The organism is Pseudomonas sp. DE0010 (assembly GCF_007680745.1).
In the GTDB taxonomy this organism is placed as follows: Bacteria; Pseudomonadota; Gammaproteobacteria; order Pseudomonadales; family Pseudomonadaceae; genus Aquipseudomonas; species Aquipseudomonas parafulva_B.
On the sequence record NZ_VEJQ01000014.1, the window covers coordinates 93,715 to 114,793 of the forward strand.

Annotated in this window: 23 protein-coding genes and 1 tRNA gene; 11 read left to right on the forward strand and 13 right to left on the reverse strand. The window is 62.4% G+C overall.

The window, feature by feature from the left end:
• Positions 1-29 precede the first annotated feature (29 nt).
• Positions 30-485, forward strand: coding sequence for a MarR family winged helix-turn-helix transcriptional regulator (locus FS767_RS12775; RefSeq protein ID WP_058605785.1), 456 nt, complete (start codon positions 30-32; stop codon positions 483-485).
• Between the two features lie 267 nt (positions 486-752).
• Here the strand turns inward: FS767_RS12775 and efp are convergent, their stop codons facing one another.
• On the reverse strand, positions 753-1,322 hold the full coding sequence (gene efp, locus FS767_RS12780) for an elongation factor P (protein ID WP_144965994.1): 570 nt from the start codon (positions 1,320-1,322) through the stop codon (positions 753-755).
• Between the two features lie 48 nt (positions 1,323-1,370).
• Positions 1,371-2,504 (reverse strand): elongation factor P maturation arginine rhamnosyltransferase EarP, encoded by a 1,134-nt coding sequence (earP, locus tag FS767_RS12785; protein ID WP_144965996.1) that lies wholly within the window; start codon positions 2,502-2,504, stop codon positions 1,371-1,373.
• A 129-nt stretch (positions 2,505-2,633) separates the two neighbouring features.
• Here earP and FS767_RS12790 point away from each other — a divergent pair, with 129 nt between their 5' ends.
• Entirely contained in the window at positions 2,634-3,032 is a 399-nt protein-coding gene (locus tag FS767_RS12790; RefSeq protein WP_144965998.1) for a hypothetical protein, read from the forward strand.
• Between the two features lie 2 nt (positions 3,033-3,034).
• Entirely contained in the window at positions 3,035-3,505 is a 471-nt protein-coding gene (locus FS767_RS12795) for a GreA/GreB family elongation factor (protein WP_144966000.1), read from the forward strand.
• On the opposite strand, the gene FS767_RS12800 is transcribed toward FS767_RS12795, so the two are convergent.
• Positions 3,502-4,392 carry a LysR family transcriptional regulator gene (locus FS767_RS12800; RefSeq protein ID WP_144966002.1) on the reverse strand — a complete coding sequence of 297 codons (891 nt, stop codon included), beginning with the start codon at positions 4,390-4,392 and terminating at the stop codon, positions 3,502-3,504. The genes FS767_RS12795 and FS767_RS12800 overlap by 4 nt on opposite strands.
• Positions 4,393-4,495: 103 nt before the next feature.
• Between FS767_RS12800 and FS767_RS12805 the strand changes: the two genes are divergently transcribed.
• Positions 4,496-5,686 carry an MFS transporter gene (locus FS767_RS12805; protein ID WP_144966004.1) on the forward strand — a complete coding sequence of 397 codons (1,191 nt, stop codon included), beginning with the start codon at positions 4,496-4,498 and terminating at the stop codon, positions 5,684-5,686.
• 138 nt (positions 5,687-5,824) lie between these two features.
• On the forward strand, positions 5,825-7,957 hold the full coding sequence (locus FS767_RS12810; protein ID WP_144966006.1) for a TonB-dependent siderophore receptor: 2,133 nt from the start codon (positions 5,825-5,827) through the stop codon (positions 7,955-7,957).
• A 182-nt stretch (positions 7,958-8,139) separates the two neighbouring features.
• On the opposite strand, the gene FS767_RS12815 is transcribed toward FS767_RS12810, so the two are convergent.
• Positions 8,140-8,229: transfer RNA gene (locus tag FS767_RS12815), tRNA-Ser, on the reverse strand.
• Positions 8,230-8,427: 198 nt separating this feature from the next.
• Here FS767_RS12815 and FS767_RS12820 point away from each other — a divergent pair.
• The 3 genes from FS767_RS12820 (at position 8,428) to FS767_RS12830 (ending at position 10,973) form a co-directional block, all read left to right on the forward strand.
• Positions 8,428-9,117 (forward strand): crotonase/enoyl-CoA hydratase family protein, encoded by a 690-nt coding sequence (locus tag FS767_RS12820; protein WP_100851090.1) that lies wholly within the window; start codon positions 8,428-8,430, stop codon positions 9,115-9,117.
• A 102-nt stretch (positions 9,118-9,219) separates the two neighbouring features.
• Positions 9,220-9,933: a 1-acyl-sn-glycerol-3-phosphate acyltransferase gene (locus FS767_RS12825; RefSeq protein WP_144966008.1), complete on the forward strand. Its 714-nt coding sequence runs from the start codon at positions 9,220-9,222 to the stop codon at positions 9,931-9,933.
• 68 nt (positions 9,934-10,001) lie between these two features.
• Positions 10,002-10,973, forward strand: coding sequence for a magnesium and cobalt transport protein CorA (locus tag FS767_RS12830; protein WP_058639729.1), 972 nt, complete (start codon positions 10,002-10,004; stop codon positions 10,971-10,973).
• Positions 10,974-11,008: 35 nt separating this feature from the next.
• Here FS767_RS12830 and FS767_RS12835 read toward each other — a convergent pair whose 3' ends face one another.
• Positions 11,009-11,740: an amidotransferase gene (locus tag FS767_RS12835; protein ID WP_058605796.1), complete on the reverse strand. Its 732-nt coding sequence runs from the start codon at positions 11,738-11,740 to the stop codon at positions 11,009-11,011.
• 524 nt (positions 11,741-12,264) lie between these two features.
• Between FS767_RS12835 and FS767_RS12840 the strand changes: the two genes are divergently transcribed.
• On the forward strand, positions 12,265-13,065 hold the full coding sequence (locus FS767_RS12840; protein WP_144966010.1) for a cytochrome c: 801 nt from the start codon (positions 12,265-12,267) through the stop codon (positions 13,063-13,065).
• Between the two features lie 29 nt (positions 13,066-13,094).
• Here the strand turns inward: FS767_RS12840 and FS767_RS12845 are convergent, their stop codons facing one another.
• The 4 genes from FS767_RS12845 to FS767_RS12860 form a co-directional block, all read right to left on the reverse strand.
• On the reverse strand, positions 13,095-13,427 hold the full coding sequence (locus FS767_RS12845; protein ID WP_023535326.1) for a ribonuclease E inhibitor RraB: 333 nt from the start codon (positions 13,425-13,427) through the stop codon (positions 13,095-13,097).
• Positions 13,428-13,600: 173 nt separating this feature from the next.
• Positions 13,601-13,837 carry a hypothetical protein gene (locus FS767_RS12850; RefSeq protein ID WP_023535304.1) on the reverse strand — a complete coding sequence of 79 codons (237 nt, stop codon included), beginning with the start codon at positions 13,835-13,837 and terminating at the stop codon, positions 13,601-13,603.
• A 137-nt stretch (positions 13,838-13,974) separates the two neighbouring features.
• On the reverse strand, positions 13,975-16,032 hold the full coding sequence (locus tag FS767_RS12855; protein ID WP_144966012.1) for an LTA synthase family protein: 2,058 nt from the start codon (positions 16,030-16,032) through the stop codon (positions 13,975-13,977).
• Positions 16,033-16,185: 153 nt separating this feature from the next.
• Positions 16,186-16,377 (reverse strand): PLDc N-terminal domain-containing protein, encoded by a 192-nt coding sequence (locus FS767_RS12860; RefSeq protein WP_023535355.1) that lies wholly within the window; start codon positions 16,375-16,377, stop codon positions 16,186-16,188.
• Between the two features lie 130 nt (positions 16,378-16,507).
• Between FS767_RS12860 and FS767_RS12865 the strand changes: the two genes are divergently transcribed.
• Complete coding sequence (locus FS767_RS12865; RefSeq protein ID WP_144966014.1) at positions 16,508-17,446, forward strand: ZIP family metal transporter; 939 nt, start codon at positions 16,508-16,510, stop codon at positions 17,444-17,446.
• A gap of 40 nt (positions 17,447-17,486) precedes the next feature.
• Here FS767_RS12865 and FS767_RS12870 read toward each other — a convergent pair whose 3' ends face one another.
• Positions 17,487-18,017 (reverse strand): hypothetical protein, encoded by a 531-nt coding sequence (locus FS767_RS12870; protein ID WP_144966016.1) that lies wholly within the window; start codon positions 18,015-18,017, stop codon positions 17,487-17,489.
• Between the two features lie 60 nt (positions 18,018-18,077).
• Positions 18,078-18,611 carry an ankyrin repeat domain-containing protein gene (locus tag FS767_RS12875; protein WP_058605800.1) on the reverse strand — a complete coding sequence of 178 codons (534 nt, stop codon included), beginning with the start codon at positions 18,609-18,611 and terminating at the stop codon, positions 18,078-18,080.
• Positions 18,612-18,882: 271 nt separating this feature from the next.
• On the opposite strand from FS767_RS12875, the gene FS767_RS12880 reads away from it, so the two are divergent.
• Entirely contained in the window at positions 18,883-19,155 is a 273-nt protein-coding gene (locus FS767_RS12880; protein WP_023535336.1) for a DUF3509 domain-containing protein, read from the forward strand.
• Between the two features lie 176 nt (positions 19,156-19,331).
• Here FS767_RS12880 and FS767_RS12885 read toward each other — a convergent pair whose 3' ends face one another.
• The gene (locus FS767_RS12885; protein WP_144966017.1) at positions 19,332-19,868 is read right to left on the reverse strand and encodes an oxidase; all 537 of its coding nucleotides are present in this window, start codon (positions 19,866-19,868) and stop codon (positions 19,332-19,334) included.
• Entirely contained in the window at positions 19,865-21,019 is a 1,155-nt protein-coding gene (locus FS767_RS12890) for an MFS transporter (protein ID WP_144966018.1), read from the reverse strand. Before FS767_RS12890 ends, FS767_RS12885 begins: the two co-directional genes overlap by 4 nt.
• Positions 21,020-21,079 lie beyond the last annotated feature (60 nt).

The window sequence follows — 21,079 nt, forward strand, 5'->3', positions numbered from 1 at the left end:
TTTCTTATTCAACGAATTCAAGGACCTGCATGAACGCCGATAACAAAGCCTCTGGCGCCGAACTGCTACTGGAGAACCAGGTCTGCTTCGCGCTGCATTCCACCTCGTTGCTGATGACGAAGGTGTACAAGCCCTTGCTTCAGGCCCTCAACCTGACTTACCCGCAATATCTGGCGATGCTGGTGTTGTGGGAGCACGATGGTTTGACCGTGGGGGAAATCAGCCAGCACCTGCTCACTGACCCAGGTTCACTGACACCGTTGCTCAAGCGCCTGGAAAGCGAAGGGCTGCTCAAGCGCACCCGCAGCCGTGAAGATGAGCGGGTTGTGCTGGTGCAACTGACAGACAAAGGGCGCAAGTTGCAGAAGCAGGCTGAAGAAGTGCCTCAGCTGATTCTCAAGGCCAGTGGGCGTACCCATGAGGGGCTGCAAAAGCTGCAGGCAGATTTGCTGGCACTGCGCGAGAACTTGCAGAGGACGTTGTGAGGGGGGACCTTGGGTTGGAGCGGCGCTGCGCAGCGGCGGTGCTGTAAAACCCAGTTTTGCGTGGGCTCAACAGTTGGGGCCGCTTCGTGGCCCATCGCGGCCGGTCCGGCGCCCCGGCGAGGCCGCTCCTACATCTGTGAATCCAATACGACGGATCACACTATGTGGGTGCGGCCTCGCCGGGGCGCCGGACCGGCCGCGATGGGCCGCAAAGCGGCCCCAAATAAGCATCAGACATTAGCGATGCTTCAGGCTACCCAGGAAGCATTACTTCTTGGAACGACCCTTGAAGCTGTTGTCGCGGGTGTCGATGTCGATCCACTCGCCGATCTGAATGAAGTCCGCCACCGAGATCTCGGTATCGTTGCTCAGCTTGGCAGGCTTCATGACCTTGCCCGAGGTGTCGCCGCGCGCAGCGTTCTCGGTGTAGACGACTTTGCGGCTGATGGTGGTCGGCAGTTCTACCGATACCAGGCGGCCTTCGAAGAAGACGGCTTCACAGACATCTTCCATGCCTTCTTCGATGTACGGCAGAACGGCTTCGATGTCTTCGGCGTTCAGCTCGTACATGGTGTAGTCGGTGGTGTCCATGAAGGTGTATTCATCACCGTTGATGAACGACAGCGTGGCTTCCTTGCGGTCCAGGATCACGTCGTCCAGCTTGTCGTCCGCACCGTATACGGTTTCGGTCTTGTAGCCGGTCAGCAGGTTCTTGAGCTTGGTCTTCATGATCGCGCTGTTACGGCCCGACTTGGTGAACTCAGCTTTCTGAACCAGCCACGGGTCGTTGTCGATCCGCAGGACGGTACCGGGTTTCAGTTCTTTACCAGTTTTCATTACGCAGTATCCGAATCTGGATGGATTTATAAAAATCGAGGCCGCATATCATAGCGAATTTCCACAAAAGTGTACTAGCGCCTTGGCAAGGTCCGGCTCAGCGGCCTGCTGAGCAGCCCAACAGCGGGCATGCTGCTGCAATTGCGCCCAATATGCGCGGGCCACTCGCCAGGCCTGCCCCATGTCCTGGTCCATGTTCCAGGCGCGCCACAGCCCGAGCAGGGCAGCTTGCGCCTCGTCCGACAAGCCACGTCGATAAAGCGCCAGGAACGCCTCGAGTTTGTCCCAGTGAGCGTTTTCTTCCTGCACGTAGATGTGCCAAAGCATGGGCTTGGCGGCCCACTGGGCGCGAACGAAGGAATCTTCGCCCCGTACGGCGTTGAAATCGCAGCTCCACAACAGCCGGTCGAAGTCGTCCTGACTGACGAAAGGCAACACCTGCACCGTCAATGACCCGCGCACATGCACATCGCCCGCTTTGAGCGGCGTTACCCCCAGCCACTGCGCAAGCCCTGCGATGCTCCGTCCTTGCGGTACCAGCACATGGCACGCCTGCGGGTCGGTGGCCAGCGCTTCCAGCCAGTTGGCAAGCTGCGGGTTCTCGTAGGCAAACAGCATGATCAACAGGGCATTCTGCGCAGGCGCCACCCCCAAGGCCTCGAGGAACGTTGCGCGCGCTCGGCTGGACGACTCGAAGGCATCACGCCTTGGCAGCAGGTCATGCTCGCGAAGCAGTCCACCGGTCTTTTCGGTGAAGCCTGGAAAGAAAAACACCTTGCGCAGCCCGTTAGGCTGCGGTGAAGGCAGCCCGTGACAACCCTCCACCCAAGGCTCGGCACTCAGGTATTCAAGGTTCAGCCACACAGGCGGGTTGTTGCGTGCTCGCATGGCCTGGACAAAAGCGTCCGGCAACTGGCAGGCAAAGGCGCCGATCACCACATCACCCGGCTCCACCGGCACCCAGGTAGACGACCACTGACGCACCTCCACCCCCCGTAGCCATTGCTGCGCCGCCGTGGCGTCTGCGCCAGGGCACATGGGCACGAAGGCATTGAGGTCATCGACCCACAAGCGTACGGCCACCTCGTGCTCGGCCACCAGTTGCCGGGCCAGGCGCCAGGTCACACCGATATCGCCGTAGTTGTCCACGACGCTGCAAAAGATGTCCCAAGTGGCTGTCATGCCAGGCTCCCTAACCCGTGCCAAAGCTGCGGATTCTGCGCATAAATTGTCACCAAAGACAGCCATGGGCGAAAAAAGGCCGGCTTGCATGCAACAATGCGCCAGTGCCCACCTTGCCAGGAAGCAACCATGCCCCGTCGCCGCGAATTGATAATCACACTCAAACCCTTGCCACTGATACTGAGCATTGCGCTGGGGCTATGGCTGGGCGCCGTGGCGATTGCTGCCAGCATGTGGATGGCGGACCAGCTGATGCCTACCCCGATCGAAGCACCGGAGCCAGCCCCCGCGCAAGACGCCCCCCACGCCACTACGCCCCCGACCGTCACCCAGCCACCGGACGCCCAGGGCGAAATGTTCGAGCGTTACAAGGACATGCTGCACAAGCAGCAACTGGAACAGGCTGCCGAAGCCGCCCAGGGCAATCCGCGCAACCTCAACAGCCCCAAGTGCCAGTTCTGGTTGCAGCAGAATCGCACGGCCCCCACAGACAAAAGCCAGGCCAACGTGCTGGAGTTCTGTTACTGATCATGAACAAGCCCCACCTGATAGCGCAGATCATCACGGCCCTTGAACACGACTTGGATGTGGTAACCCGGGCAGCGCAGAGCGCCTATGAAGCTGCGACTGCCGAAGAAAATATCGCCGAGAACAAGTACGACACGCTGGGGCTGGAAGCCTCCTACCTGGCCACCGGCCAGGCCCGGCGCAGCGCCGAGATTCGCCAGGCACTGCACACCTACCGGCAACTGAAGCTGCGCGACTACGACCCTCAGCAAGGGGTGCAGGTAAGCCAGGTGGTCACCTTGGAAGATGAACAGGGCCAATGCCGCAGGCTGATCATCGGGCCAGAGGCGGCCGGGCTGAAAATCGGCACGGGCGATGAGGGGGTCATGGTGATCACACCGCGCTCACCGTTGGGGCAACAACTGATGGGCAAGCACATTGACGAGGAGATCTATCTCAATGCCACATGCTGGACCCTCGTCGAGGTGATCTAGCGCCCGGGCTCGATCGCCCCCAAGCGCTGCTCCATGAGCTTCAGAAAGGCCCGGGCGGCGGGTGTCGGATGGGCGGACCAGATCGCGTACAGGTGCCGCACCGGCGCATCGAGCAGTTGCACCACGGCCACGCCGTCAAAGCCCTGGGCCACCCGCTCCGGCACTAGGCCAATCGCCATGCCGCGCTGCACGAACTTCTCCACCAGGCGCACATGACCGATCTCGAACTGCACCCGACGTTGCAACCCTGCCGCCTGGAAAGCCTCGTCGGTCTGCCGACGTGCACCCGTGCCTTCCGGGAAATCCACCAGCACCTCCCGGACCAGGTCGGCGAGCGTCAGTTGCCCGTGTCCGGCCAGGCGGTGGGTGGGTGGAAGCACGGCGACGAGTGCTTCCCGAGCCAGCAGGCGATGCTGCACACCCTGCACGCCCTCGCCTTCCCACAAGCCGATGAAACCCACATCCAGGCGGCGTCCGAGCACATCGGCGACCAGCAGTTCGCTCTTGGCCGTGAGCCAACGCACGTCCACATCCGGATAGTGCCCGTGAAAATCGGCAAGCAGATCGACCAGGTCCAGGGCCGTCAGCGAGCTGATTTCGCCAATGGTCAGTCGCCCGCGAACCTGGCCACAGGCGGCGGCCACATCGTCGGCGATGCGTCGCGCTGCCTCCACTGCTGGCCGGGCGCTGAGCACGAACGCCTCGCCTGCCGGGGTCAGGCACACCCGGCGCGAGGTGCGCTCGAACAGGCTCACGCCCAGCTGGCCTTCCAGCCTGGCCACCTGATGACTGAGGGCCGACTGCACCACATGGCAGCGCTCGGCGGCACGGGTAAAACTGCCGGTCTCGGCCACGGCCAAGGCGTATTCGAGCTGTTTGAGGTTCATGGATCTATCTGCTTTCACGATCGATGGCGTGAGAACTATACATTGGTGTCATGCGTATCGGATGGCGATAATCTTCTCCACACTGCCTGTCACGAGAACCCCAATGCACACCCCAACCCTCAGCCGTGCCCTGATTCTGCTGATGGCCACGGCCACTGGCCTAGCCGTGGCCAGCAATTACTACGCTCAACCCCTGCTGCACAGCATCGCCCAGCAGTTCGGCCTGAGCACTGCCAGCGCCGGCAGCATCGTGATTGCCGCGCAGCTCAGCTACGGGGCCGGCCTGTTGCTGCTGGCACCGCTGGGCGATCTGTTCGAACAACGCCGGCTGATCACCGTGATGACCGTGATCGCCACGCTTGGCCTGGTGATCAGTGCCTGTGCCCCCAGCCTGCCCTGGTTGATACTGGGCACCACGTTGACCGGGTTGTTCTCCGTGGTGGCGCAGATCCTGGTGCCCATGGCCGCCTCGCTGAGCGAACCCAATCAACGGGGGCGTGCCATCGGCACCCTGATGAGCGGCCTGTTGCTGGGCATCTTGCTGGCGCGCACGGCCGCAGGCTTCATGGCCGAACTGGGCGGCTGGCGCAGCATCTACGTGCTGGCTGCGGTGCTGATGGCGATCACGGCCCTGGCCCTGCACCGTAGCCTGCCGGAGCATCACAGCCATGCAGGCCTGCGGTATCCGGCCCTGATTGGCTCCGTGTTCCGCCTGTTCATCGAAGAGCCGGTGCTGCGCCTGCGCTCGCTGCTGGGCCTGCTGGCGTTCAGCCTGTTCGCGCTGTTCTGGACGCCCCTGGCATTTCTGCTGGCCAACGAGCCGTATCACTACTCCGACGCGGTGATCGGCCTGTTCGGCCTGGCGGGTGCGGCCGGGGCGCTTTCGGCCAACTGGGCCGGGCGGCTGGCTGACCATGGCAAGGGCTCGCTGGGGACCACGGTGGGGCTGGTGGTCTTGCTGCTGTCCTGGGTACCGCTGGGCTTTGCCGAGCAGTCCTTGCTGGCCTTGCTGCTGGGCGTGCTGATGCTCGACCTGGCAGTGCAGCTGGTGCATGTGAGCAACCAGAACGCGGTCATCGCCCTGCGCCCCGAAGCGCGGACCCGACTGAACGCGGGCTATATCACATGCTATTTCATCGGTGGCGCCCTGGGGTCGCTGCTGGGCACGCAACTGTTCCAGCGTCAGGGCTGGCCAGGCATCGTGGTGGCAGGCCTGGCGATTGGTGCGTTGGCGTTGATCGTTTGGTGGGTAGCCGCGCGTAAAGCCAAACCCGAAGCCTTGGTGCGCCAGTAGCCGTGCCTACGGGGGCTGCTTGGCGCGCGGGCCCGCCCTAAGACGGCCCCAAGGCTTTTGTCTGCGGCCAATACCTGAAGCGACTGATACTATGCGGGCTTTTTCACGGCCTGTGCCGCGCCTTCAGGAGCCCCACGCATGCCCCCGCGTCACCCTCGCTTGCCCCTTGGCCTTTTAAGCCTGGGCTTGGCCCTGCAATGCCCTGCGGTGTTCGCAGCCCAAGGGGTGCAACTGGACCCGCTTGAGGTATCCGATACCTACGGCAACGATGGCTACCAGGCACGTGAAGCTGCCGTGGGCAGCTTCCAGGCTGCACCCCTGCTTGACACCCCGGCATCGATCAGCGTTTTCAGCCAGCCTTTGCTGGAAGATCGGCAGGTACGCCTGCTCAGCGAAGTGCTGCAAGGCGACGCTTCGGTGGGGGAAAGCTACGCACCGGTCGGGTACTACGAGAACTTCAACGTGCGCGGCTTCGAGCTCAACGCCGCCAGCAGCTACCGCCTCAACGACCACACCCTTGTCGGCGAGCAGAACGTGGCCCTGGAGAACAAGCAGCAGGTGGAACTGCTCAAGGGTCTGTCAGGGCTGCAGAGCGGCGTGTCGGCGCCAGGCGGCCTGGTCAACTATGTGACCAAGCGGGCCGAGCCCGTGCGCCGGGTCACGGTGTCCAGCAACGAGCAGGGCGAACGTTACCTGGCCACCGACGTCGGCGGCTGGTTCGGCGACCAGCAGCAGTTTGGCCTGCGGGTGAACCTGGCGCATGAGGACATCCGCTCCTATGTCGCGCATGCCGACGGTCAGCGTGATTTCGCGGCGCTGGCGTTTGACTGGCAGATCAGCCCGGACGCCACCTTGCAATTGGATGCCGATTACCAGCACCGCCAGCAACGCTCGGTACCGGGTTATCAGCTGCTGGGCGGCACGCGCCTGCCTCACGACGTGGACCCCAAGGACCGCCTGGCCTACCAGCAGTGGGCCAAGCCTGTGCAAACCGATTCGCTGAACCTGGGCGGGCGCCTGGCGTACCGCTTCAGCGAAGCCTGGACAGGCACCGTCAGCGCCTCACGCAGCCAGGCGGTGATCGACGACTACAGTGCCTTTGCCTGGGGGTCGGGCGAAGGCGCCTTTTTCAGCAGCGCCGGCGACTACGACATCTATGATTTTCGCAGCCCCGACGACACCCGGCGTATCGACGAAGCCCAGGCCACGCTCGATGGGCGCTTCGATGCGCTGGGCCTAGGCCACGCGTTGACCCTGGGCACCAGCGCCCAGCGCCGTACACTGGACCAGCGTCCGTACTACAACGCGTGGCTCGGCACCGGCACCCTGGGCGAAGCCGCGCCTGCCCTTCCCCCCTCGGATCAACCCGTCGGCGCCAGCGAAAGGCGCCTGGACAGCCGCCAGTACGGGCTCTTCGTCACTGACCGGGTGACGTTCAATGAACACTGGCAAGCCATACTGGGCGCCCGGGAAGTGCGCCTGGATGAACGCACCTGGGACGAAACCGGCACTGCCGGGCGGCACACTCGCCAATATCAACTGCTGCCCAACGCGGCGCTGGTCTACAAGACTGCGCCAGACACCACCCTCTATGCCAGTTATGCCAAAGGGCTTTCGGCGGGCGGCACTGCACCTTGGTTTGCCCAAAACGCTGCGCAGATCCTTGCCCCTACCCTCTCGCGCCAGCTCGAAGTGGGCCTCAAGCATGACTGGGAGGCGCTGAGCGTGAGCGCTGCGTTGTTCCAGATTCGTCAGGCGTACCAGTACGCGCGCCCTGACGGCGACGGCGTCTTCACCTATGTGCAGCAAGGCCAGCAGAAAAACACGGGGCTGGAACTCGGGGCCAGCGGTTGGGTGACATCCAACTTACAATTGCAGGCCAGCGCGGCCGCCATTCGTGCGCGGGTGGTGGGCAGCGGCACCGCTGAGCGTGAGGGGCATCAGGCCATCAACGTGCCAAGGTTCCGGGCAGCCCTGCAGGCGCAGTACAGCCTGCCGGTGCCAGGGCTGGCGCTCTTGGGCGGGGTCCGCTACAGCGCCCGCAAGTACGCCGACCATGCAGGCAACGTGGCGGTGGGCGGGTATACCGTGTTCGACCTGGGCGGGCGCTACCAGACGCGCGTCGGGGGGTATGACACGGCGCTGCGGCTGACAGTGGACAACGTCTTCGACAAGCGTTATTGGCGGGATGTGGGGGATTATCTGGGGGATAACTACCTGTTCCAAGGGGCACCGCGTACGGCACGGTTATCGGCTTCGGTGAGTTTTTGAGTTCTAGTGGAGTGATTGGGATTACTAGCTTCGCAGCAGGCATTGCCGGGGCCGCAGCGCGGCCCCGGCAATGCCTGCTCCAAAGCTGCAGCCCGTGCCTCACACAACACCGGCAACCCCAACAGCTACCCCAAAAACAAAAAGCCCCCATGCTTTTCAGCACAGGGGCTCTTCGTAGAATGTGGCGGTGAAGAAGGGATTTGAACCCTTGATACGATTTCTCGTATACACACTTTCCAGGCGTGCTCCTTCGACCACTCGGACACTTCACCGTTTCTCTTCAAGCCGTACGGCCTGTCGAGGTGCGCTAATTTAGTGAAAGACGTTTCCTTTGGCAAGCATTTTTTTCAGTTTTTTCATGCATTTGCATCCGGCCGTCGTCAGCGGCTGACTGGCCGGTCAGCCTTGCTGCTTTACCTGGCCTGCGCCGCTGGGTAACGTCAGCGCCACGCCAACAAAAGGACTCTGCCATGAGCGAGCTGATCACCTACCATGCCGAAGACGGCATCGCCACCCTGACCCTGAACAATGGCAAGGTCAATGCCATCTCGCCGGAGGTGATCGACGCGTTCAATGCAGCGCTTGATCGCGCCCTCGAGGCCCGGGCGGTGGTGATCATTACTGGGCAGCCGGGCATTCTGTCGGGCGGCTACGACCTGAAAGTCATGACCCGCGGCCCCAAAGAAGCCATCGAGTTGGTCACCGCAGGCTCCACCCTGGCGCGCCGTCTGTTGTCGCACCCGTTTCCAGTGGTGGTGGCCTGCCCGGGCAACGCCGTGGCCAAAGGGGCGTTCCTGCTGCTGTCGGCCGACTACCGCATTGGCGTCGAGGGCCCGTACAAGGTGTGCCTGAACGAAGTGCAGATCGGCATGACCATGCACCACGCGGGCATCGAACTGGCCCGTGACCGCCTGCGCCGCTCGGCCTTCCACCGCTCGGTGATCAACGCCGAAGTGTTCGACCCCCAGGGGGCGGTGGATGCAGGCTTTCTGGACAAGGTGGTGCCCGCCGAGCAACTGATGGATACCGCCTTGGCTGCAGCACAAGCGCTCAAGCAGCTGAACATGCTGGCCCACAAGAACACCAAGCTCAAGGTCCGCAAGGGCCTGCTCGAAGCCTTGGACAAGGCTATCGAGCAAGACCAGCAACACATGGGGTGACCCCATCACCTGCACAGATCGCCCACCCAACCTACACCAAGGTTTGCCCCGGCCAGTGCACAGTCGTACACTGCCGGGCGACTGTCTGGTGTGAGTCGTACCATGCTTTACGTTCTTCGCATGCTCCTGCTGGCGCTGCATTTTCTCGCCGTTGGCGCCGTGGGGCTGATCATTGGCCTGTGCCGCCCGTTCAACCCTGACAACAGCCGCGTGTTCGCCCGGCTCTACAGCGTCCCGGCCACCTGGCTGATGCGCCTGAAAGTCCAGGCTCAGGTGGGGCCTTTGTGGGATCAGCCGCCTGGCTGCGTCATCATCGCCAACCACCAATCCAACTTCGACCTGTTCGTCCTGGGCCGGGTGGTTCCGCAACGCACCGTGGCCATCGGCAAGAAAAGCTTGGGCTGGATTCCCCTTTTCGGGCAGTTGTTCTGGCTGGGCGGCAACGTGCTGGTCGACCGCAAGAACGCCTATCAGGCCCGCAAGGCGCTGCAAAAGACTACCCGCGTCCTGCAGAACGACACCTCCATCTGGATATTCCCTGAAGGCACACGCAACGCCGGTGAACAGTTACTGGCGTTCAAGAAAGGCGCATTTCACATGGCCATCGAGGCCGGGGTACCCATCGTGCCCGTGTGCGTGAGCCGCTATGCCCACCGGCTGGACCTCAACAGCTGGCGCCGCCGGACGGTGATCGTGCGCTCCTTGCCACCCATCGCCACCACCGGTATGACGCAACAAGACCTGCCTGCGCTGATCGAGCAATGCCGCACGCAAATGCAGCAGTGCATCGACCGGATGGAAAACGAACTGTCCTGACCCGTTGCTCTCGCGCCCGCTACAGCCCAAGCTGTACGGCGTGTTCAACCACAAGAAAGCGGGCAGTCATGGGGCGAGTCGTGGCAGCGGCGGTATACAGCGCCGGTAGGAAGGTCACCAACATCAGTATCGATGAAGGCAGCGAGTGGGCACGCAAACCGGGCCACTTCGTGTGGATCGGGCTGGAGGAGCCCGACGCCGAAGCGCTGGCCAATCTGCAGCGCCAGTTCAACCTGCACGAACTGGCCATCGAAGACGCCCTGGAGAAGCACAGCCGGCCGAAACTGGAAACCTTCGGCGACGCCTTGTTCATCGTCACCTATTCACCGGTGCGCCAGCAGGGTCGGCTGGAGTTCATCGAAACCCACATTTTCGCCGGCACTGGGTACGTGATTACCTGTCGCAATGGCCATTCCAAATCCTATGCCCTGGTGCGCGAGCGCTGCGAAGCACGGCCGTTGCTGCTCGAACACGGGGAGGACTTCGTGTTGTATGCGCTGCTGGACTTCGTGACCGAAAACTACCAGCCAGTCAGCGAGGCGATTCACGGGGAGATCGAAGCGCTGGAGCAGAGCGTGCTGGGCGGTTCGCTGCTTGAAGCCGATATCCGTCGCCTGCACAGCCTGCGGCGCGATCTGCTGCGCCTGCGCCGCTATGTGGCGCCCATGGTGGAAGTGAGCGAAGAACTGCAGCGCCTGAGCTTTCCCTTCATCGACAAGAACATGCGCCCGTACTTTCGTGACGTCCAGATCCACGTGACCCGGCAGATGGAAGACCTGGCCGGGATTCGCGACATTGCCAGCCAGACCATCGAGATCGGCATGCTGCTCGAAGCGTCTCGCCAGAGCATCGTGCAGCGCAAGTTCGCCGCCTGGGCGGCCATTCTGGCTTTCCCCACTGCCATTGCCGGCATCTACGGGATGAACTTCCAGAACATGCCCGAGCTGAGCTGGCACTACGGCTATTACGTGGTCCTGGGGGTGATCGCGGCCGGGTGCACAGGCCTGTTCGCCAGCTTCAAGAAATCCGGCTGGTTGTAACCAGGATAGGGGTCACCGGGCGACCCCTGCCCTAGTCAGGCCGCGTTGTGCTTGCTGGCCGGTTGCTGGATGAAACGCAACATCCATTCGCCTACCACGTCACCCTGATGTTCGGTGGCGAGGCTGGCGACGGCCTGCTGGTAGACCTCATCGCCTAGATGCGCCTGGCGTGCGTCGAGCAAGGCCCGGGAGTAATCGTGTACGAACTCCGGGTGGCCTTGGAAACACAGTACCTGATCGCCGATGCAATACGCGGCGTTGGGGCAGAAATCACTGGACGCAATGACCGTGGCGCCTTTGGGCAATTCGGTCACCTGGTCCTGGTGACTGATCAGCAAGGTCAGCTCCGATACTTGAGGTTGCATCCATGGTGCACGCGCTGCCAGTGAATAACGGTGTACGCCAACGCCCCAGCCCTGCTCCGCCCGCTCCGCTTTGCCACCCAAGGTCAATGCCAGCAGCTGGTGACCGAAACACACGCCCAGAAGCTTCTCACCCCGGTCATACAGCTTGAGCAGATAAGCCTTGAGCGTCTGGATCCAGGGATCGGAACCGAACGAATCGGCCTTGCTGCCCGTCACAAGGTAAGCATCGAACTTAAGGTCATCGGCGGGATATTCTCCGTTCATGACGTTATAGACACTGAACTGTGCTGTGATCGGCTGACGGGCGAAGAGCTGCTCGAACATCCTGCCGTAGCCTTCGTACTGCGCCGTCAATTCCGGTCGCAGAACATCGGTTTCAAGGATGCAGATGCGTAACGACATAGGGATAGTCCTGAACGACATGGATGGAAAACAGCTATAGAGCGTGACGCGAAAGGCACGTACAAGCAAGAGGGTCGCGCAGACGAACGGTGCTCTTTGGGCTGAGACGGCACAAAAACACCCAGCCTGTCTAGGTGAAGCCTATCAGCGCGATGGCTTAATGCTTTAAAACGAAATGTTATAGGCCGCTGGCAGTTAGAACAAAGGGTTCTCAATATTGAATGATGTACGCCCTACTGTTGCAGTATGTCCACATTCATGAGGCAAGCCGTGCCGGCGCCAGTAGGGGCCATTGCGATCGACCCGACGTGTGACAAGGAAGCCAACGGGTATTTAGGAATAACAACAACAAGGCGGTCCGCCATGTTCAGACAATCGAAACTTCGCCAAGCTGGGCTCATTCTTTTCGCAACCACGCTGTTGCTGATAGTGCCAAACCTGACACGCCTGTTCGGTTAAGGCGGGTGGTGGCGGTAGCAGGCGGCATAGCGGTAACCTGCTGGCCCTGATGGCCGGAGTATCCCATGCGCCCATGCATTGCCTTGGCAGCCTTGCTGTCGTGCCTGCCGCTTTCGGCGGCCCAACTGCACCTTGAACTTGGCACTGGCCAAAAGCAGTGGAGCAGCGAACAGTTGCTCGCACATCCCCAAGCCAAGGCGGTGGACATTAGTGAGGACGTTTCCTATAAGCGCCCCATGCGCTATCGCGCAGTGCCCCTCGCGGCGCTGCTCAACGGTGTGCAGCCTGAGGACCACCTGCAGGCCATTGCAGCCGATGGCTTTGCGGCAGAAATGCCCGCTGGCCCTCTGCTTCAACCCGGCCCGGCGCAGGCCTGGCTAGCCGTCGAAGACCCAGCCGCCCCTTGGCCGCCCCTAGGTAAGGGAAAACCGAGTGCAGGGCCGTTTTATTTGGTGTGGACGGCACCGCAAGCAAGCGGCATCCGCCCCGAACAATGGCCCTTTCAGATCTCCAAGATACGTAAGCTAGCGTCTGTCGAGCAGCGCTTCCCGGCGTTGCTGCCGGACCCCGACCTGCCGGGCGACAGCCCCGTGCGACAAGGCTTTGCATTGTTCCAGCAGAACTGCCTGGCCTGCCACCGTCTGAACGGTGCAGGGGATGCGCAGGTAGGGCCTGATTTGAATGTGCCGCACAACCCGACCGAGTATCTCCAGTCGGGTTACCTGCGCATGCTGATTCGGGACCCACAACGCTTGCGGCAATGGCCCCAGGCGAAAATGCCGGGCTTTGCCCCAAGCGTGCTGAGTGATCAGGAACTCGATGCGCTGTTGGCCTACCTGCGGCACATGGCCACGCGCAAATCCTGAGAAATCGGGCCGCAGGACGGCCCAATGGCCTAGGCCGTGAGGCGCTCGTGCTTGACCCCCCACCCCTCCACTTCGCCGCCATACGGCGTGACAACCTGTTCGAAGGCCTCCTCGAAGTCGCCAATGCCACCGTGGGTGGCGAACATGATTTTACTGAGTTCCAGGTGCCAGGCACCGTCGTCGAGTTCGGTCACCTGAGCGTTAAGCGACTCGCCACGAAACTCCCCGGCTGCGCGGCGCGCAGCGGCTTCATCCGGAAAAACGGCATAGAACTCGATGGGGTGGATCTGGGTGAAATCGAAGCCACCTGCCTTCATCTGGCGCAGGACATTGCTGCTGATATCGTCGTGTTGGCTGCTCATGAATCGTCCTCCTGAATAACGCAGTGGATAGACTTTCCGTGCACGGGCACCTGCCCCAAATCGTCGGGCAGTTCGAGCTGATACAAGACGCGGGTGGGAACGGTGCCGCCTGCGCAGCCGGCGGGCACCTTCATGCAGCGTAGTGCCCAGGCGGACGCTACGCAAACCGTGAATCAGGGCGCCTCTTCAATGCTGGTAATGGTGACGCCGCTGTGTTCCTTCAGCCAGCGCGCCGTGGGGGACACCGCGCGATCCTGAAAATCGTTGAGGTCCAGCTCATCCATGACCGGGAACAACCGCGTGCGGATGGCACGGGCGGCGTCTTCCTCGCTGGGGCGATGTTCGGCCTGCAGCACGATCGAGGTCGGTGCGCCTTTCTGGTCGGCAAAGATGACTTCCCACTCTTTCATCGAACGAGCCCTCTCAATCAAACGACACCTTATGCGATGCCTGAATAACTGACCTTGGCCCTTGGGGAATGTTCAGAAAGTTGAACACCCCCGACCAGGGCCGCCGGGTAGCGGCTCAGGTCGGGGTGTGAACAGGATTACTTCGGCGTGCCGTGCACCACCCCTGCCGTGTTGTCCAGCAAGCTCTTGGTGGCCGTCTGGATGTAGGCTTCGAGCTGCTTGAGCAGCTGCGGCTGGTCGGGGCTTTCGATGAGTTCGGCCTTGAACTCGCGCCCCAACTGATAGCGGTACAGGCGCGGGGTCATGTCCTTGGACTCGATCAGGATACGGTCGCCCTGTACCAGCCCCACGATCTGCTCGCTACCCGAAGGCTTGATCATGCCGATGCCTAGGTCGCCCTCAGGCAGGTTGAGCAAGTCGCGCCCCCAGCACTGATGGCGCGTCTGGCCGCCCAGACGACCCATGATGGTCGGCACGATATCGACCTGGGTGCCCACGGTGTGGTTGACCGCACCGAATTTCTCCTGGATGCCCGGGGCAATCAGCAGCAGCGGTACGTTGAACCGCCCCAGGTCCAGTTCGGTGACCTGTTGATGGTTGCCGAAGCCATGGTCCCCCACGATCACGAACAAGGTGTCCTTGAAGTAGGGTTCCTTGCGCGCCTTTTCGAAGAACTGGCCCAGGGCCCAGTCCGAATAGCGCATGGCCGTCAGGTGTTCATCCAGGCGGCCTTGCCCGGTGACCTTCTCCACCGGCAGGTCCTTGGGCAGGGCATACGGCGTGTGGTTGGACAGGGTCTGGAGCAAGGCATAGATCGGCTTGTTGCCATCGTGCTTGGCCAGTTCCTGGTTGCCGCGGTCGAACATGTCCTGGTCGGACACGCCCCAGGTCGGGTCGGAGAACACCGGGTCGACGAAGTCCTGCCGGCCGATGAAGGTGGTCATGCCCTGGTTGCCGAAGAACCCGGACTGGTTGTCCCAGGCGAAGTCGCCGTTGTAGACGTACACGTCGTCGTAGTCGCGGGCGCTCAGCAAGGCCGGCAGCCCGGACAGCTTGTGACCGCCCTCAGGCGTTTGCATCAGGTACTCGAAGCCGGGCAGGTTGGGGAAGCACGCCATGGTGGCGAACATGCCCTGGTGGGTGTGGGTGCCGTTGGAGAAGAAGCGGTCGAACAGCAGCCCTTCCTTGGCCAGCTTGTCGAAGTAAGGGGTGATGTTGTTGGGGCTGCCCAGCGCGCCGACCGAATGGCCCGCGAAGCTCTCCATCAGAATCACCACCACATTCTTGATGGGCAGGGTGCCCTCGGCCGGCGGCATGAAGTCGCGGCGCACGGCCGCTTCGTCGGCATCGACCAGGGTGTCATGGGGGGTCAGCAGTTGCTGGCGCACGGTCTGGGTCGCCAGGTTCTGCTCCAGCACCGGTTTCCAGATGTTGGCGCGGTCCTCGCCGAAGCGGCTCTTGGCGGCGTCGATCAGGGTCAGGGTGCCATTGAGGCCCAACTGGTTGACGAAGTTCGAATCGGTGGTGAACGCATCACCCCAGCGCATGGGCGGGCCTTGACGCAAAGTGCCACGGGCCGCGATCACGGCCACCAGCAGGATCACCATGAACACCGCCAGGCGGTAATACCATGCGGCCACCGGCTGGGTGCCGATGTCCCTGGTCAGCCGGTCGACACCCTTGAACAGCAGGCTGAGCAACCAGGTCCCGAACACCCAGGCCAGCAGGTAGCGCACCACTGGGAAGCCGTACCAGAGCATGCTCATGACGGTCTTGGGGTCTTCCTTGATGTACTGGAACACCAAGCCGTTCAAGCGCTGGTGGAACTCGCGATAGAAGTCCAGCTCCATCAGGCCCAGGAACATCACCACGCTGGCGGTGAGCGTCAGCCAGAAACGGAATACGCCCCGCCGGGCCATGGCCCAAGGGCTGAGCAGCGCCAGCAGCAGCGGAATGCTGATGTACACCACCACCCGAAGGTCGAAGCGCAGGCCGTTGACGAACCCTTCGGCGACCGTGGCCGCTGGCGTGTCGCCAATCATGTCGCTGTTGTAGACCAGCAGTGCCAGGCGCACGAGGCTGAGCATCAGCATGATGACCAGCGCGCTGAGCAGCGTATAGGCCAGGTGGGATTTGAGGGTCGGCGAGAACGGCGCTCGCGCGCGCCATTGCTTCAAGGCGTCCGGGTTGGCCATGAACAGGAAAGTCCTAGAAATGCGGTTTGCGAAGAAGGCGCTGGCGCAAGACCAGCGCAGCATTGTGCGGGTGCGGATTCTGTTTAATTCATTGTGAAAATTTTGTCACGGCCTGGATTGCCTGTGGCGCCATGGGGGCACAAGGTGCTGGTTTCAGAGCCGGCCCGTGCCGCGCGGCCCGGCAATGGCCCAAATCACCAGCCCCACGACCGGCAGCAGGGCAATCAGGAGAATCCACAACACCTTGACCCCCACTTCGCGGTCGCTCTTGTAGACGTTGATGATGGCCCAGATATCCAGGGCAAGAATGATCAGACCTACCAGGCTGTTGAACATCGATCCCATACCGCGTACTCCAGTTGATGAGTGTATTGCTGCATAGCATAGCCCCCTATCGGTTCAATAGAAGGGAATCCTTGGCGCCGCCTGCAGGTCACTGCCTATGATGCATTGTCATTCCGATCAGAGGTTCTGCATGCCACCTGCCCACAGCCACAGCGCCACCCCGCCCTCGCCTTTCAGCGTGTGGCGACAACAGATAGCCAATAACCCCTGGGTCGGTGCAGGCCTTGCGCTGAGCCTGGTGGCCGTCGTGATTCTGCTGGGTGCGAGCCTGTGGAATGCGGTCAACGGCGATCACTCCGAAAACCTGCACCTGGCCGCGCTCGGGGGCCTGTCCGGCTTTGGCGCCACCGCGCTGGGTGCTGTGCTGGCCGTGGTGTTGCGTGATGTCAGTAGCCGTAACCAGGACGTGATGCTGGGGTTCGCTGCCGGCATGATGCTGGCAGCCAGTTCGTTTTCGCTGATTTTGCCGGGTCTGGACGCGGCGCGGGAGATCACCGGCAGTGGGCCGGGTGCGGCCTTCATCGTGGTCGTCGGCATGGGGCTGGGCGTGCTGCTGATGCTGGGCCTGGACCGTTTCACGCCGCACGAGCATGAACGCGTCGGCGTGGTGGGGCCGGAAACCGAACGGTTCAGCCGAGTCTGGCTGTTCGTGCTGGCCATTACCCTGCACAACTTGCCCGAGGGCATGGCCATTGGGGTGAGCTTCACCAACGGCGACATGAACATCGGCCTGCCGCTGACCACCGCCATCGCCATTCAGGACATCCCGGAGGGCCTGGCCGTGGCGCTGGCGCTGCGGGCGACCGGGCTGTCCAACCTGAAGGCCGCACTGGTGGCCATTGGTTCAGGAGTAATGGAGCCCTTGGGCGCGGTCATCGGCTTGGGCATTTCCACCGGCTTTGCCGTGGCCTACCCTATCAGCATGGGGCTGGCGGCGGGGGCGATGATCTTCGTGGTGAGCCACGAGGTCATTCCCGAAACCCACCGTCACGGCCACCAGACCTCCGCCACGCTCGGCTTGATGGGCGGTTTTGCGGTGATGATGTTCCTGGACACCGCATTGGGCTGACAGCGCCGTTGCCCGCCTGCCAGGGCCGCGTACGACGCGCTCAGACGTGCAGGGCGACCTTCAGGGCCTCCAGGGCGGGCTCGGCCTTGATGCCAAGTTCAGCGGCCAGCGCCTGGACCCGCTCCAGGTCCTGCTGGCCAACCATGACCATCTGCAGCTCATCATCGAGCAATTGGCTGAAATCGAGCAGCACGTAGCCACCGGCTTCCTTGTTGAGCGCCCCCATCTGCACCTGGATACGGTTGAGCGCCACGAGCGGCTCGGTGCGTGCCAGCTGCTTGGGCTTGAGGGTGAACGGCACGCTCTTGTCGAAAGAGTCGCTGATCTGCTGGAACAGCTCCTGATAGGTGTCGGCCTGGAATACCACGGTGTCAGGCAGGCTGCCGAGTACTACCCACTCGCCCAGTGGGATGGGAAAGCTGTCGTCGTAGTTGATGTCGGGGTTGGCGGCCAGGAAAGCGGCGGGGTCGGCGTAGGCCTGGGCAGCCTCGTCGGCAATGCGCTCGATGTCTTCTTCGCGCAGGCAGCCTGCGCTGATAAGACGGATGAATTCGAGCAACTGAGTTTTCATGAGGGGGGGCCTGTGGCGATGGCAAAGTCGCCAAGGATAGCCGCAAACGCCCCCTGCCGGTTAGCCTGCCAGCGCTTGCAGGCGTGCGGTGGCGTCGACGGCGCCCATGGTCTGGGCTGCCATCAGTGCGTTTGCACCGCGCACATCCTGCAAGGCAGGGTTGGCACCCTGGGCCAGCAGGTACTCAAGGATCTCTACACGGTTGAACATGGCGGCCAACATCAGGGCCGTACGCCCATCCTGGGCAGCGGCATCGACCGGTACACCGTTTTCCAGCAACAGACGGATCATGGCCATGTCCCCTTTGAAGGCGGCACCGGCGATGGGGAGCTGGCCGTTGTCGTTGGCAATGAGCGGATCGGCCCCGTGGTTGAGCAACACCTGAACGGCGTCATGGTGGCCGTGGTAGCTGGCCAGCATCAGCAGGGTGTCACCCTTGTGATTACGCAGGTTCACCGGCAGACCGCTTTGCAGCAGGCGCTCCAGCATCTGGGCATCGCCTTGACGGGCCTTGTCGAACACTTGTGCGGCAAAGGCAGCCGTTTCATCGGAAGACATTTGAGCAGGCTGAGCGGACGCAGTCTGGGTGGACATAAGGAACCTCCTGGTAGAAATCGTTGCCCAAGTGTTTGTCAGGCCCTTCCTGCGCGTCAAAGGTTCCGTTTCTATCGAGCCCATAGCGTTGATCGGCTTGCCGTGCAAAATGCACTGTGCAAAATGCATGACCTTGCAGCTTGCACGGAAGGCATTCTCCAAAAGTAGTCCAACCCCCTGATTTATCTGGATTTTTCCTACACGCCGTTTCTGGCACGGTCGCTGCAATCTATCTAGACATCGATTGCCACACACCTTGTCAGGAGTAGTCATGAACCTTATCCAGGAAAAATTCGTCTCGGTGTTCCCTGCTTACCAAGTAGCGACTCAACCACGTCCTGACGGCGGCATCTTGCTGACTCTGCGTGCGGCCGACGGCAAGGTTACCCGCCGTGTACTGACCTACACCCAACTGCACAGCGCCGAGCAATTGTCCTGGGCCATCAGCGCCATTCGCCGCGACCTGGCCGAACAAGCCAGCGAGTTGCCAGTGATCTCGATGTTGCAGAGCCAGCAGCGTTTTGCATTGCCGACGTATCGCTGATTCCTGCACTGCCCCCGAAAGCGACCAAATTCAAGGTGGGAGCGGCCTCGTGCCGCGATGGGCCGCAACGCGGCCCCTGCGATATGAGCTGCGAAGCTGAAATCTGGGGGCCGTGCCGCGGCCCATCGCGGCACGAGGCCGCTCCTACCGGGGCAACATATGCTTTGAAAGCAAGGTCACAACTCGTCTATCCCCAAAAACGCCCGCGCACTCGCGTCGCCGGTAAATGCCAGCTGACTCCCTGCTTCAGTTGCAAATAGCCTGAACGCCAGGCAAAACGGCGCCTCCCCCAGCTCAAGCCAGCGCCGCGTCCCCGCAGGCACGCGCAACTGGTCGCCCTTCTCGCACATCACCGAATACACCTCGGCTCCCAGGCGCAGGCCAACCTGCACGCGTCCGCTCACCACGACGATCACTTCGTCGGTATCAAGCACATGCTCATCGCGCAGGTCCGGGCCTTGATCCTCGACCCCGTCACGGTTGATCACCCCATGGGCCCGGCAACCGTGGGTGGTCATAATGTGATCGAGATGGGCCTGGCAGGCATCCATCATCTCATCGTGTAAGGTGCCCGGACGCACCCGCAGCCCGTGCTCGGCCTGCATGAGCGACACCCCATGCTCGGCCAGTGCTGCCGTGATGTCTTCGGCGTGGGTCAGCACCTTGTTGGGCAACTGCGGGGTGGAGGGGTCGAATACGCAGAGGATGCTCATCGTAAGGTCCTGTTGGGTTGCGAATGAAAGGCCATGATAACGGCTGCCGCCAGTGCTGCGACGCTGGCCATACCAAAGGTGAGCCCGGGGCCGAGCATGTTCCAGCTGTAGCCGGCGTACAACGCGCCCAGGGCGCCGCCGGTACCCGACAGCGCAGCGTACAGGGCCTGGCCCTGCCCCTGCTGCCTGGCGCCGAAACTGCTCTGCACGAAGGCGATGCTGGCCGCGTGAAAGCAGCCGAAGGTGGCCGCATGCAGCAACTGCGCGCCCACCAGTACGCCCGGCTGCGCTGCCAGATTGCCCAGCAACAGCCAGCGCACGGCGGCCAGCACGAAGCTTGCGAGCAGCACCCGGCGGACGCTGAACCGCGCGAACAGGCGGCTCATGAGCATGAACATCACCACTTCCGCCACCACGCCGAGCGCCCACAGCAGGCCAATGGCCGTTCGGCTGTAACCCAGGTGCTCCAGGTGCAGGGTGAGGAAGGTGTAGTACGGCCCATGGCTCAATTGCATCAGCGCCACACAGACGTAGAACGCCAGGACTCCGGGGGCGCGCAGCTGCATGAGGAACCCCCCGGCCCCGTGTCGCTCACCGTGCTCGACGGGCTGGGCGTTGGGTACCCAGAGGCTGGCGGCCACGATACCGGCCATGACCAGGACCAGGGCCACGGGATAGATGTCCAGGCTCAGCCATTCGAGCAGGCGCCCAAGCCCCACCACGGTAAGGATGAACCCAATCGACCCCCACAGCCGGACCTGGCTGTAGCGCGACGTCTGGCCATGCAGGTGCGCCAGCGTAATCACCTCGAACTGCGGCAGCACCGCGTGCCAGAAGAACGCATGCAAGGCCATGACCATCGCCAGCCAGGCGTAGCTCTTGCCGAAGAAGATCAGGCTGAAGGTGGCCAGCGTGCACAACGCCCCAAGCCGCACGATCAGTAGGCGCTGCCCGGTCCGGTCCCCCAGCCAGCCCCACAGGTTGGGCGCTATGCAGCGCATCAGCATGGGAATGGCCACCAGTTCGCCGATACGCGCGGGCGCAAAGCCCAGGTGGTCGAAGTACAGCGCCAGGAACGGCGCCGTGGACCCCAGCAAGGCGAAATAGAACAGGTAGAAACTGGACAATCGCCAGTAGGGTATCGGCTGCATGGGGTTGCCTTGGGAAGCAGGGCCTGTCGGCGGTGACTCAGCTGGGTGAGCTACCGCCGC